This window comes from Fictibacillus nanhaiensis, assembly GCF_023715445.1.
Lineage (GTDB): Bacteria > Bacillota > Bacilli > Bacillales > Fictibacillaceae > Fictibacillus > Fictibacillus nanhaiensis_D.
In genome coordinates, this window is record NZ_JAMBOD010000002.1 from 100,942 (window position 1) to 113,491 (window position 12,550).

The following is a 12,550-nucleotide window of genomic DNA, read 5'->3' on the forward strand; positions in this document are numbered from 1 at the left end:
TACAGAGGTGTTTTGAAAAGACGCAGGATTCTTTTTTAGGCCGTAATTTATTTTTATAGGCCGTAATTAGTAACTTATAGGCTTTTCGACAAAATGCGAAATTTTGGACAAATAAAAAGCAAGGCCACAGCCTGTTACCAGCTGCAGCCTCACTCTTTTTTTCTAATCTTCCATTATAACTTCAATCCTGATCTGCTCTTAAATCTTCTTAATAGAATATGTGATTCCACTCTGGAGATTCCTTTGATTCCATAAAGTTCATTGTTTATGAATTTCTCCAGTGACGGAAAGTCTTCTACTAATACGTGCATATGTAAGGTACTCGGACCTGTCATCTGATAACAGCTGGCCACACTTGGATTATTCACCAGCTTCTCAGCTACTTTTACGAGATATGCTGGTTCACAGTCTACTTCGAAAAACGCTGAGACTGTTTTACCTGCCGCTTCTGAATCAATGACGACGCTGAACTTTTCAATAACACCTGCTTTTCTCATCTGGTTCACACGCTCGCGAACGGAGACTCGTGAAAGGTTCAGTTCTTTTCCGATCTCTGCATACGACATTCTTCCGTCTTGTGTAAGCAGCTCCAGTATTTTTCGATCTGTATCATCTATTTTCAATAAAATCACCACACTTACTTTGAATGAATTCATTGTAAGCGTTATTTTCTAAAAATTCAAATAAGGCTAAGGTGGACAACTGTATTACAACAGATAATCGTCCTCTATGATAGGACAAAATGGTTATATACCTGTAAAAACCTATCAAATAGCTAGGACAGATGACTTAATTTAAGTAAAAAGCGAAAAATGTTATAAAACAGCTGTTGCAAAATTTAATCTGTTATAATACAATGCATTATAATCAAATCAAACAAAAAAACAGGAGGAATTTAAAATGAAAAATTATCTTGAGCTTCACCACAATATCCCTAAGAAGACTTGTATAGAGTGTGGATGTGTGATCGAGGAGCAGCATGAATCTTACCTTTACGAGTGCGAACGTTGTATCGGAAAACACGAAAGGTAAATTTTTTTAAACACACTGTTATACAACAATGGTTAACTGGTTCATCTGTTTGATAACATAAATCAGAAAGGAATGTCGCTAAAAGTGAAAATTGATACGTCCAGTCTTCATATAACAGGAAATACCCCGCCCGAATATAAAAAGATCTTAACGCCTGGTGCTATTCTCTTTTTAAAATCACTTCATCTACAATTCAATTCGACACGAAAAGAACTTCTGACAAAGCGCAAGATCAAGCAAAAAGAAATTGATTCTGGGGTATTCCCCACCTTTCTGAGTGAAACAGAGCATATCCGCAACAGCAATTGGACGATTGCTCCACTACCTCAGGATCTTCAAGACCGCCGGGTAGAAATTACAGGGCCTGTTGACCGGAAAATGATCATCAATGCCTTAATTTCCGGGGCTAAAGTATTTATGGCGGATCTTGAGGACTCTAATTCACCAACTTGGGAAAATACAATTGAGGGCCAGATTAACCTAAAGGATGCGGTCAACCGGACCATTTCTTTTGAGGGGCCAAACGGGAAAAAATATGAACTGAACGAAAACCCTGCTGTATTAATCGTTCGTCCCCGCGGCTGGCATTTAGAAGAAAAACATATTGTTGTAGATAACGAACCGATGTCTGGAAGTTTAGTAGATTTTGGACTCTATTTTTACCATAATGCAAAAACGCTGATTGAAAGCGGATCTGGTCCTTATTTTTATCTTCCTAAAATGGAAAGTCACTTAGAAGCGCGTCTCTGGAATGATGTGTTCATCTACGCGCAGGAACAGCTTGGAATTCCGAGGGGCACGATCAAAGCTACTGTACTCATCGAAACGATTGTAGCAGCTTTTGAGATGGATGAAATTTTATATGAACTGCGCGATCACTCGGCAGGCGTGAACTGCGGACGCTGGGATTATATCTTCAGCTATATAAAGAAGTTCCGCAACCAGCCACACGTGATTTTGCCCGACCGTTCACTAGTCACAATGACTGTGCCGTTCATGAGGTCGTATTCTTTGCTTGCGATTAAGACGTGCCACAAACGAAATGCCCCTGCAATCGGTGGAATGGCGGCACAAATTCCGATTAAAAATGATGAGGAAGCAAATGCGGCTGCTTTTGAAAAAGTAAGAGCTGATAAAGAACGCGAGGCGACTGACGGTCATGACGGCACATGGGTTGCCCATCCAGGACTGGTGCCCGTTGCTATGGAAGTATTTGACCGTATTATGCCGCAGCCGAACCAGATCGACAGAAAGAGAGAAAATGTAGTTGTAACGGCGGATGATTTAGTGGCTGTGCCAGAAGGCGAAATTACCGAAGAGGGCTTGCGCATCAACATAAGTGTTGGAATTCAATACATCGCTTCATGGCTGAGAGGAAAAGGTGCTGCGCCAATCAATCACCTTATGGAAGATGCAGCTACTGCTGAGATCTCGAGAGCCCAAGTATGGCAATGGATCCGCCACCCGAAAGGCATCCTGAACGATGGACGCAAAGTAACGTTTGAATTGGTAGAGCAGCTAAAACTGGAAGAAGTGCAAAAATTGAAGCAGCACATGAATGAGGAATCATTCAATAATGGTCGTTTTATGGAGGCTGTCGGGCTGTTTGACGGACTGATCCGTGAAGATGATTTCCAGGATTTCTTGACTAACAGAGGCTATGACATTTTATAAATGGATGGATTAGGATTATTTTTGTGATCCTTCATTGACAAGTTGATTGGAGCGCAAGGTGCGAGACTCCTGCGGAACGAGTGGGACAGGTGAGACTCCTGAGGGCGAAAAGCGCCAGGAGGCTCACCGCCCGCCCCGCGGAAAGCGAGCATCTCGAGCGGAAATCAACCACTTCTATAAAAAAATAAAAACTTTAAGGAGAGGGACTAATGAATAATTCACGTGTGGAGAAGCTAAAGGAAATGTGGCAAAATGAGGAGCGCTGGTCAGGGGTAAGCCGCCCTTATACAGCGGAAGAGGTTATTAAACTGCGCGGGTCGATCGACATTGAACATACCCTTGCAAAACACGGGGCTGAAAAGTTTTGGAACCTGCTTCAAAATGAAACATATGTAAACGCTTTAGGAGCTTTAACCGGCAATCAGGCGGTTCAGCAGGCAAAGGCAGGTCTGAAAGCCGTATACTTAAGCGGTTGGCAAGTTGCAGCAGACGCCAACCTTTCAGGAAACATGTATCCGGATCAAAGTTTGTACCCCGCGAACTCTGTACCACACGTGGTAAAACGGATTAATTCTGCTCTTCAGCGCGCGGATCAGATTCAGCATTTAGAAGGCGGAAACGAAGTGGATTACTTCTTGCCGATCGTCGCGGATGCTGAAGCAGGGTTTGGCGGACAGCTAAACGTGTTCGAATTAATGAAAGGCATGATCGAATCTGGCGCTTCCGCTGTTCACTTTGAAGATCAGCTGTCTTCTGAGAAAAAATGCGGACACCTTGGCGGAAAAGTTTTGCTGCCTACTCAAACGGCAGTTCGCAACTTGATCTCCGCTCGATTGGCAGCTGACGTGATGGGGGTTCCGACTGTGCTGATTGCGCGTACGGACGCTGATGCGGCTGATTTAATCACGAGCGACATCGATCCGGTTGACCAGGAGTTCATTATCGGTGAACGTACGGCTGAAGGATTTTATCGTACAAGAGCGGGCATCGAACAGGCGATTGCACGCGGTCTCGCTTATGCGCCATACGCTGATTTAATCTGGTGTGAAACGTCTGAACCAAACTTGGAGCAGGCACAGCGTTTTGCAGATGCCATTCATGAACAGTTCCCTGGCAAACTATTAGCATACAACTGCTCCCCTTCGTTCAACTGGAAAAAGAAATTGGATGATGCAACGATCGAGACGTTCCAGCAGCAGCTTGCGGCGATGGGCTACAAGTTCCAGTTTGTTACTTTGGCAGGGTTCCACGCGCTGAACCACAGTATGTTTGAACTGGCAAAAGGCTACAAAGCAAGAGGAATGGGCGCTTATTCGGAGCTTCAGCAAAGAGAGTTTGATAGTGAGATTGATGGATATACAGCAACACGCCACCAGCGTGAAGTAGGAACAGGCTACTTCGATGAAGTAACACAGCTCGTATCAGGTGGTACAGCTTCTACAACAGCATTGAAGGGATCGACAGAAGAAGATCAGTTCCAGTCGCAGAAAGCTTAATCGTTGAAACAGATAGAGTAAGTGGATAGGAGAAAAATAGAAAGGACAGGAGAATGGAGTCTCCTGTCCTTTGTTGGTGTTTTTTACGGTACGTGTTCTTATATTTGTTACACGTTTGCTCAGACTCATTGGGGTTTCGCTCAAAAACCTCGAGTTACGCTCAAGATCCTCTCGCTACGCTCAAACTACCTTTAGTTTCGCTCAAAATCTTCCTTTTTCGCTCAAAGTACCTTTTTCATCATAAAAAATGGGGACAGACCCGGGTCTGTCCCCTACAAATTGACCGATTAAGCTTTCACATCGCGCTTTTGGAAGACTGTGAACGTGATGGCTAGCATCACTGCAGTATAAATCGCAAGCATGCTAATGGAAAACGGCAGTGTCAAATCTTTGATCAGCTGGTTTTGCCCATCAATCAATGTACTGAGGTCCATGTTCGCAAACAGCGTGTAGATGATCCAATCTTTGTTCGCGAGCAGCATAACGATCGTGTTTCCTGCAAACATCGTGAACATCGCTACACCGATTGCCACAGAGTTACTCATGAAGAGTGTCGAGATCATGAACGACAATGCTACAAGTGCGGTCAATTCAATAAACTCTACACCGATGTTCGCAAAGACATATTCAACGACCATTCTTTCTTTTACGGTTTGGTCATCGGAAACGATTAAATATGATTGATCAATCCCGCCAAATCCATAGGCGAGACCGCCCACTAGCCATGTGGCTATAATTACAACGAGCCACATCACAAACGCAAAGCCGAGCGTCGCAAGGAACTTCGACAATAATATCTTCCACCTGCTGTAAGGGCGAATCAGCAGCATCTTGATCGTTCCTTTAGAAAACTCACTTGAAACGATATCACTCGCCACAACGATAACGAACAACCCGATCAAGGATGAGATCGGAGCCATGTCCTTCATGTACTGCCATGTTGTTTTCTCGTATGGCGAGATGTCATTTTTAATCATATATTCGTTCTGTTTGATGTTTGTCTCCAACATATCAATATAGAACTCATCGTCGTTGTTCTTTTTCGCTTCATCTAGCACTTTTTTATCTTCTTCCATCGTCTGCGTGAGCTCTTGCTTCCAGTTCTCGTTCACTTCAACATCGGTCGTCACTTTATCGTAAACAGCTACACCGATAATAATCAAAATAGGAATCGCGATAAAAATCCATGTTCTTATTCTGCTAAAAATCTTAATCCACTCATTCGTTAACAGGGACAGCCATTTCATTTAGATCGCCCCCTTTCTTCGTCATCTCTAAGAACCGCTCTTCCAGCGTTTTCGTTTTGCGCTGAATGCCCACAACGAGAATACCTGCTAGAACAAGCTGTTTATTTAATTCTGCGATTGATTTTACATCCGCCGTCTGAACAATAAGCTCATTCCCTGACTCCACTACATCCAACTCAGGATTGATCTCAGCAAGAACCTGCTTCGCCTGGTGTACATCGCCTTCGATCTGGAAATGAACTTTTACATCTGCTTCAACTTCCTTGCTCTGTATCTCATCGATCCGAACCATTTTCCCGTGCTGAATGATGGCAACACGGTCACACATCATCTGCATCTCTGCAAGCATATGAGAAGACACGATGACAGACGTGCCGTTGTTCGCAAGCAAACGCAAATAGTTTCTTAAATCATAGATTCCTTGAGGATCAAGTCCGTTCGTAGGTTCGTCTAGAATTAACACGTTCGGCTTATGTAAAAGCGCCTGAGCGACACCAAGACGCTGTCTCATCCCGAGTGAATACGTTTTTACCTTGTCATGAATGGCGTACTCTAAGTCTACGAGCTTAATCACTTCATCTATTCTTTCTTCTGTGACACCAGGCATGATTCTCGCGTACTGCATCAAGTTTTTGTAGCCCGACATAAACTCGTAAAGCTGAGGGTTTTCAACGATTGCACCCACTTGCTCCATCGCTTTTTCATAGTTTTCCCGAACGTTGATGCCATTAATCGAAACGTCACCGTCCGTAATCGAAATCAGCCCTACAATCATTCGGATCGTCGTTGTCTTACCCGCACCGTTCGGCCCGAGCAAGCCAAAGATCTCTCCTTCTCTGACAGAGAAAGATAAGTCATCGACAATCGTTTTACCCTTAATCTTTTTGGTCAAATTTTTAAGCTCCAGCGTATGTGTTGTCATAGTTCCTCCTATCCTATCTCTCTAACATATCCTGCATCTATAAATACGAATGAGAAAAGATAATAGTTTCATAAATTTGTAAAATAATCCATTTTAGTGGATAGGGGTGGGGGTAGGGGACAGACCCCTACCCCTACCCCTATGCGGTTTTTCTCCGCTGCTGTTCTATTTTTGTCAGGCGTGTTGAGATATAGACGCCGCAAATTACAAAAACACCGCCAGCCGCTTGGTACCAGGCAAGTTTTTCATCGATAAAAATCACAGCAAATATGGCGGCGAATACCGGAATCAAGTTAAGAAAAATCCCTGCTTTATTCGGACCAACTCGTTCTACAGCCGTGTTCCATGACATAAATGCAACAATAGACGCAAAAACACCTGTATAAAGAATCGTTAAAATCGATCCTGCCGACCACACGATTTCAGTCGTTCTCGCCTCTTGGATAAAGAATGGAAGTAAAATTACTATACCAAGAACCATCGATACTGCAAAGGTACTATATCCTGGTAATTTACCAGCATTTTGTTTCACTAATAAAGAATAGATGCTCCAGCAAATAACCGCTGCGATAACAATTAAATCCCCTGTGTTAAACGAAAACTTAAGCAATACATCGAGTGAACCTTGAGAGATAATAATAAGCAGCCCCGCCAATGACAGTATGGTTCCAATGATTTGATTTCGGTTCAATCGTTCCCCCAGCATGAAAAAGGACAGCATATAGATGATAATTGGTGTTGAAGTATTAACAAGGGATGCGTTGATGGAAGTCGTGTAATGAAGCGCAATGTACAAGAGCGTGTTGAATCCGGTCACCCCTGTAAATGCCATGAGCAGCACGATAGGCCATCTCTTTTTCACAGCCGGCCATTCTTTTTTCATTAATGGCCATACGAATGGCAAAAAAATGAGGAATGCTGTGCACCATCTCAAAAAAGATAATGAAACAGGCGGCAAACTACTCGTAATGGCCCGTCCGATCACGAAATTTCCTCCCCAAATTAACGTAGCCACAACAAGCAGTACATATGGATTCCATTTTTTCATCGTTGGTCTCACCGCTTTTCTGTAAATTAGGTCTGTTTGACGAGTAATTAAGTCTAAATGCGAATGGATTAAGTCTTCTCAGATCTGAATTAGGTCTAAATAATAATAAATAGGTCTTTCGACAAATCTATTATATTCCTCTCACTATATCAAGCTCTTTTTCCAGCAGAAATAGTTCTGCTTATCTCCAGTTAAATTAGTAATTTCGCCTCAATCTTATAATCTGAAGAATTTTCTCTTTAAAAATTTTTACAATGAGGTACAATTGAAACTAAAATCATTTTAATACTTTACTTCGTTAAGTAAAAGCAGAAGAAAGAAGATGACGTGATGAAGCCATACCGAACGTATTTGATACTATTTTTTGTTATGATCGCGTGGGGTTTGAACGTAACAGCGACGAAAATTCTCGTTACGAACTTTTTACCCGTTACCATAACGGGCATCCGTGTGTTAACGGCTGGATTAACGGTATTTTTGCTTCTTTTTTTTATAAAAAAGGTCCGATGGCTAACGAAAAAGGAATTCTGGTACGTATTTGTTGCCTCTATCTTTAATGTGGTGGCCCATCACTATTATTTGTCGATCGGACTAACCGGAACGACCGCGACGAACGGCGGATTAATCATGGGAATGTCACCGCTTCTGACAACGATTCTTGCTATTCTTTTTATTGGCGCACCATTAACACTGCTGCGTGCTGTTGGTTTGTTGTTAGGGTTTACAGGAGTTGCTTTCATCGTCCTTGAAGGCAGCGAAGTTACAGGTATCTCGTTTGGAGATGCCTACATTCTCTTATCGGTACTCACACAGGCGGTAAGTTTTATCTTAATTAAACGTGTAGCGCATACACTCGATCCTCGCTTGATGACAGGATATATGATGGTGATCGGTTCGCTTTTCTTAATCGTGATCGGGTTATTTGAAGAACCTGAAGGCTTTGCGGGAGTGGCTGAAAATTCAACCGTTGCGTTATGGCTGATATACTTCGCTTCTGCCTGTATTGCAACAGCGGTGGGGCACATGCTCTATAATGAGGCAATCGGAAAGATCGGTGCATCAGAAGCTTCCATCTTCATTAATTTGAATCCTTTCTTTGCTCTAGTCGGTGCATATTTATTCTTAAATGAAAAAATCGGATTTCAGCACATCTTCGGCTTTTTACTTATCATTTCAGGGGTTCTTTTAGGTTCAGGAGCCGTTGAGGAAATCCGGAATAAAAGATTGCGTAAAAAAGATGCCGCTTAAATGATAGCGGCATCTTACTTTTATCCAAGATATTTGTGGTAAAGGGACTTAGCTTCCGCCGTACTCTTTGTCCCGTGAATAAGAGCTCGTCCGTCTTTAAACAATACCATTCGCATCGGCCCGTTTTGAAAGGATAGCAGATAACCATTGCTATGCACATTCCCATGGTCGAATAGAGCTTTTTCCACGGATTTAAAATCAAGGTCTTTATTAGTAGCAGGCCTGATCTGTACCGTATCTCTTCCGCATAAAACGGCTGCCTTTAACTCTGACGACTTTTCTAAATACGGATAGGTTGCGTTCTCACCGCATGAAGGACAATCGGGCTTTTTCGCCTTTTCCATGTTAAGTGCCATCTGCTGGTTGTTCCAGAGGTCGAAGGTAACAATCCCCTTCCTTACAGATTTTAAATCTTCAACTAAAATTTTCAGGGCCTCCGTGGTTTGGAAAGCAGCGACCATCTGTACTGCCGGCGCGATGATCCCTGCTGTATCACAGGTCTGGCCATTCGCCGGTATCTTCTCCAAGAAACAGTTCAAGCATGGTCCTTCACCAGGGAGGATCGTGAAGCTGATCCCGTAACTTCCTACACATGCCCCGTATACCCAAGGAACCCTATGTTTTTGAGCGAGATCATTGATTAACAGACGGGTTTCAAAGTTATCCGTCGCATCCATAATTAAATCAATGCCTTTAACGAGTTCCTCTGCTTCCTCGATCCCCATATCCATAACATGTGCTTCTATCTCTACTTCAGAATTGATCTCTGTTAATCGTTTTTTTGCAGCGATCACTTTTGGGAGCTGATTCTCAGCATCTTTTTCACTGTATAACTGCTGCCTTTGCAGGTTCGTCCAATCCACGTAATCTCTGTCTACGATCACGAGCCTTTTTACCCCCGCACGGGTCAATGCTTCAGCACTCGCTGCACCAAGCGCACCGGCCCCTACGATCATAACGCTTTTTTGGCGTATTCTCGCTTGCCCCTCTTTACCTATCGGGCTAAATAATTCTTGTCTAGAATATCTTTCATTCAATTCACACTCAACCCTTCTAAAGGACTGCTCGCTGCTGCCGTTTCTTTTTTCGGTATTCTGCCTGCTTCATATCCTAATAAACCAGCTTCCACAGCTAGTTTCATCGCTTCGGCCATCTTTACAGGATCTTTTGCACCCGCTACAGCTGTGTTCAGCAGTACACCCTCTGCTCCTAATTCCATCGCGATCATCGCGTCAGAGGGTGAGCCGATACCCGCATCTACAATAACGGGGATAGTGGCTTGTTCGATAATAAACTTTAAATACAGCGGGTTGATGATTCCTTGGCCTGAACCGATCGGCGATGCAGCCGGCATGACAGCATGGGCACCTAAATCCTGCAAACGCCGAGCTAATACAACATCATCTGAGGTGTAAGGCAGAACGATGAATCCTTCTTTTAATAGTTCTTCTGTCGCTTTTAAGGTTTCAACCGGATCCGGAAGCAGCGTTTTGTCGCATCCGATCACTTCTACCTTTACCATATCACATAATCCCGACGCTTTTGCGAGTTTTGCGATCCGAACAGCTTCTTCAGCTGTTTTTGCTCCAGCCGTGTTGGGCAGCAGCGTATATTTTTTTAAATCCAATGTTTCTAAAAAGTTCGGCTGGCTGTCTACAAAGATGTTCAATCTGCGAACAGCAAACGTTAAAATTTCTGAGCATGAAGCTTCTACCGCTTTTTTCTGCGTCTCCAGATCGGGATACTTGCCTGTTCCTAAAAGAAGTCTTGATGAAAACGTATACGGTCCAATTTTTAACATATTATCCTCCTCCAACGAAACGCACGAGTTCAATGTTGTCATGCTTCTTAATCTCGGTTTCGCCTTGTTTATGGTTTGAAATAATTTCCTTGTTGATCTCTGCTATGATTACTTGATCCTGCAGCTGCAGGTGTATCAGTAAATCCTTTAAGGTTTGGATCTTTTCAGGTATTTCAACCTGCTCTCCATTAATTTGAAGCTTCATTCGCAAATGCCTGCCTTTCTTTTTGCATGATTTCCTCAGCCACCATGATACCTGTGATCGGCGAAAGTAAGATCCCGTTTCGGTAATGGCCTGCTGCGATAAAAAGCTGTTCATACTCTTTATGTTCACCGATATACGGCTCACCTTTTCTTAATTGAGGACGTATGCCTGTCCACGCTTTTTCAAATTGGTCATCCACCACACCCGGAACGATTTCCTTCGCCATCTCCATTAACTGAAACAATCCTCGGAAGGATACATTCTCGTCAAATCGGTCTGGAATCGAGGTTGCGCCAACTATGATCCGGTTACCCTTTTTAGGTACAAGATAACAATTTTTATACTTTACCGTCCCTTTTAGGATCGGTCTATTCGTTGTAAAAGACAGGCATTCCCCTTTTACAGGAACCATTTCAAGAGTGGGATCCAGCTCACTGCTCCAGACTCCCCCTGCTAAAATGGTGTTTCGTGCGAAGATCGCATCTCTTTTCGTATGGACACCTCTGACACAGTTATCATGCCTGATAAAAGAAACAACTTCCGAATACTCCCTCACTTCTGCACCAAGTGCTATTGCGGATTTTAGAAACGCTTCTGTCAGCTTTTTTGGTGAAACCTGTCCATCCCTTGGTAAATACAGCGCACCTTGTGCTTTTTTGGAAATAGCAGGCTCTCTTTCAAACAGCTCAGAAGCAGTCAGCCAGTAGGCGTCTTCCCCTGATTGCTGATCTTGTTCGCCCCGTCTTTGATGAAGTACGGCTTCATCCTCTGTAAAGGCTAGCTGATAGATTCCTTCTTCAATCAGCTCAATATCGATGCCGCTCAAACGGTATAGTTCTTCTGAAAGCGTTTGGAACAAATCTCTGCTTTTTATAGCGAGGGGATAGAGAGGATCGTTACACGTAAATTCCATCTGTGCCCCTAGCATTCCAGCTGCTGCTCCGGATGCTTTTCCTGCGACGCTTCCTTTTTCAAGCAAGATCACTTTTTTATTCTGTTTGGCAAGATGGTAGGCAATGGAACAGCCGATTACCCCGCCGCCGACGATGACCGCATCATATATACTGCTCATCCCACACCTCCAGATAATTTCTGTATTCAATAACCGACTGCAGTGGAGAAGGCGCTTCCAAAACACCAGACATCACTGCGATTCCAGAAGCGCCTGCAGCCATAACATCCGATACCTGCAACGGTCGTATACCACCGATAGCAATGACCGGCATTGTCGTTTGGCCAATTATTTTTTTTAGCTGCTCCAATCCTTTAGGCTCTTTGTCCGGTTTAGACTGCGTATGAAAGATGTGTCCATACAGGAGAAGATCTGCTCCATGCCGCTCAGCATATCTCGCTTCTTCCATAGAGTGGACGGAACAGCCAATCGTTAATTCAGAAAATGCAGGCCGGACAAAAGCCAGATCCAGGCTTTGAAACCCAAGCTGTACACCTCTTGTTTGACAGCACACCGCGACATCTACTCGATCATTTACGATTACTTTTGATAAGGGCACACCTGCCTGTGCGAGTTTCATAATTAAACTTACAAGCTCTTTCGCTGATTTTGATTTTTCACGGATATGAAGAGCGGTGATATACGGGTGGATGTCCTTCATGATCTCAATCAGTACGTTGTCAGATTGCCTTCCCGTTGACACAATATGCAGCTGTTTACGTATTTTCACAATAAAAAAACCACCTCCTTTAAAAGAAAGAGGCGGTTTTATGAAATCAGGATTTTAGCAGATTCTGATAAAACACACCACTTCCCTACGTTGGTTCTAACCAAATCAGGTTCTAAGGGTCTTAAAGTACACTCTAATCTCAGCCTTTAAAAGGCTCCCCTAGTGGTAACAACTATTTTTTTATGATTCTATTTT

13 protein-coding genes and 1 riboswitch are annotated in these 12,550 nt (G+C 43.4%); of the genes, 4 read left to right on the forward strand and 9 right to left on the reverse strand.

Going from position 1 to position 12,550, the window contains the following annotated elements; genetic code table 11:
• Positions 1-173: 173 nt before the first annotated feature.
• Positions 174-623: an Lrp/AsnC family transcriptional regulator gene (locus M3196_RS08505; RefSeq protein WP_066293718.1), complete on the reverse strand. Its 450-nt coding sequence runs from the start codon at positions 621-623 to the stop codon at positions 174-176.
• A 277-nt stretch (positions 624-900) separates the two neighbouring features.
• Here M3196_RS08505 and yhfH point away from each other — a divergent pair, with 277 nt between their 5' ends.
• From yhfH to aceA, 3 genes are all read left to right on the forward strand, one after another.
• Complete coding sequence (yhfH, locus tag M3196_RS08510) at positions 901-1,032, forward strand: protein YhfH (RefSeq protein ID WP_251321854.1); 132 nt, start codon at positions 901-903, stop codon at positions 1,030-1,032.
• A gap of 72 nt (positions 1,033-1,104) precedes the next feature.
• A complete protein-coding gene (gene aceB / locus M3196_RS08515) occupies positions 1,105-2,706 on the forward strand; it encodes a malate synthase A (RefSeq protein WP_251321855.1) in 1,602 nt (533 codons plus the stop codon).
• Positions 2,707-2,915: 209 nt separating this feature from the next.
• Positions 2,916-4,202 carry an isocitrate lyase gene (gene aceA, locus M3196_RS08520; RefSeq protein ID WP_251321856.1) on the forward strand — a complete coding sequence of 429 codons (1,287 nt, stop codon included), beginning with the start codon at positions 2,916-2,918 and terminating at the stop codon, positions 4,200-4,202.
• A 287-nt stretch (positions 4,203-4,489) separates the two neighbouring features.
• Here the strand turns inward: aceA and M3196_RS08525 are convergent, their stop codons facing one another.
• The 3 genes from M3196_RS08525 to M3196_RS08535 form a co-directional block, all read right to left on the reverse strand.
• The gene (locus M3196_RS08525) at positions 4,490-5,449 is read right to left on the reverse strand and encodes an ABC transporter permease (RefSeq protein ID WP_251321857.1); all 960 of its coding nucleotides are present in this window, start codon (positions 5,447-5,449) and stop codon (positions 4,490-4,492) included.
• Positions 5,421-6,371, reverse strand: coding sequence for an ABC transporter ATP-binding protein (locus M3196_RS08530; RefSeq protein WP_251321858.1), 951 nt, complete (start codon positions 6,369-6,371; stop codon positions 5,421-5,423). Before M3196_RS08530 ends, M3196_RS08525 begins: the two co-directional genes overlap by 29 nt.
• A 139-nt stretch (positions 6,372-6,510) precedes the next feature.
• Positions 6,511-7,419 (reverse strand): DMT family transporter, encoded by a 909-nt coding sequence (locus M3196_RS08535; protein WP_251321859.1) that lies wholly within the window; start codon positions 7,417-7,419, stop codon positions 6,511-6,513.
• Between the two features lie 330 nt (positions 7,420-7,749).
• Between M3196_RS08535 and M3196_RS08540 the strand changes: the two genes are divergently transcribed.
• Positions 7,750-8,667 (forward strand): DMT family transporter, encoded by a 918-nt coding sequence (locus M3196_RS08540; RefSeq protein ID WP_251321860.1) that lies wholly within the window; start codon positions 7,750-7,752, stop codon positions 8,665-8,667.
• Between the two features lie 20 nt (positions 8,668-8,687).
• On the opposite strand, the gene M3196_RS08545 is transcribed toward M3196_RS08540, so the two are convergent.
• From M3196_RS08545 to M3196_RS08565, 5 genes are read right to left on the reverse strand one after another with little or no spacing between them, the layout of a single operon-like run.
• Complete coding sequence (locus M3196_RS08545; RefSeq protein WP_251321861.1) at positions 8,688-9,704, reverse strand: MoeB/ThiF family adenylyltransferase; 1,017 nt, start codon at positions 9,702-9,704, stop codon at positions 8,688-8,690.
• Positions 9,701-10,468, reverse strand: a complete 768-nt coding sequence (locus M3196_RS08550; protein ID WP_251321862.1) for a thiazole synthase — start codon at positions 10,466-10,468, stop codon at positions 9,701-9,703. The genes M3196_RS08545 and M3196_RS08550 overlap by 4 nt, the downstream gene beginning before the upstream one ends.
• Position 10,469: 1 nt before the next feature.
• Positions 10,470-10,673, reverse strand: a complete 204-nt coding sequence (gene thiS, locus M3196_RS08555) for a sulfur carrier protein ThiS (RefSeq protein ID WP_251321863.1) — start codon at positions 10,671-10,673, stop codon at positions 10,470-10,472.
• On the reverse strand, positions 10,657-11,745 hold the full coding sequence (gene thiO / locus M3196_RS08560; protein ID WP_251321864.1) for a glycine oxidase ThiO: 1,089 nt from the start codon (positions 11,743-11,745) through the stop codon (positions 10,657-10,659). Before thiO ends, thiS begins: the two co-directional genes overlap by 17 nt.
• Positions 11,729-12,355: a thiamine phosphate synthase gene (locus M3196_RS08565; protein WP_251321865.1), complete on the reverse strand. Its 627-nt coding sequence runs from the start codon at positions 12,353-12,355 to the stop codon at positions 11,729-11,731. Before M3196_RS08565 ends, thiO begins: the two co-directional genes overlap by 17 nt.
• A 65-nt stretch (positions 12,356-12,420) precedes the next feature.
• Positions 12,421-12,526, reverse strand: a riboswitch (TPP riboswitch).
• Between the last annotated feature and the right edge of the window lie 24 nt (positions 12,527-12,550).

Excerpts from the sequence above, each read along its gene's own strand:
- aceB (WP_251321855.1), top strand. The coding sequence starts at position 1,105 with ATGTCGCTAAAAGTGAAAATTGATACGTCCAGTCTTCATATAACAGGA.
- M3196_RS08530 (WP_251321858.1), bottom strand. The coding sequence starts at position 6,371 with ATGACAACACATACGCTGGAGCTTAAAAATTTGACCAAAAAGATTAAG.
- thiS (WP_251321863.1), bottom strand. The coding sequence starts at position 10,673 with ATGAAGCTTCAAATTAATGGAGAGCAGGTTGAAATACCTGAAAAGATC.
- thiO (WP_251321864.1), bottom strand. The coding sequence starts at position 11,745 with ATGAGCAGTATATATGATGCGGTCATCGTCGGCGGCGGGGTAATCGGC.
- M3196_RS08535 (WP_251321859.1), bottom strand. The coding sequence starts at position 7,419 with ATGAAAAAATGGAATCCATATGTACTGCTTGTTGTGGCTACGTTAATT.
- M3196_RS08550 (WP_251321862.1), bottom strand. The coding sequence starts at position 10,468 with ATGTTAAAAATTGGACCGTATACGTTTTCATCAAGACTTCTTTTAGGA.
- aceA (WP_251321856.1), top strand. The coding sequence starts at position 2,916 with ATGAATAATTCACGTGTGGAGAAGCTAAAGGAAATGTGGCAAAATGAG.
- M3196_RS08540 (WP_251321860.1), top strand. The coding sequence starts at position 7,750 with ATGAAGCCATACCGAACGTATTTGATACTATTTTTTGTTATGATCGCG.
- M3196_RS08525 (WP_251321857.1), bottom strand. The coding sequence starts at position 5,449 with ATGAAATGGCTGTCCCTGTTAACGAATGAGTGGATTAAGATTTTTAGC.
- yhfH (WP_251321854.1), top strand. The coding sequence starts at position 901 with ATGAAAAATTATCTTGAGCTTCACCACAATATCCCTAAGAAGACTTGT.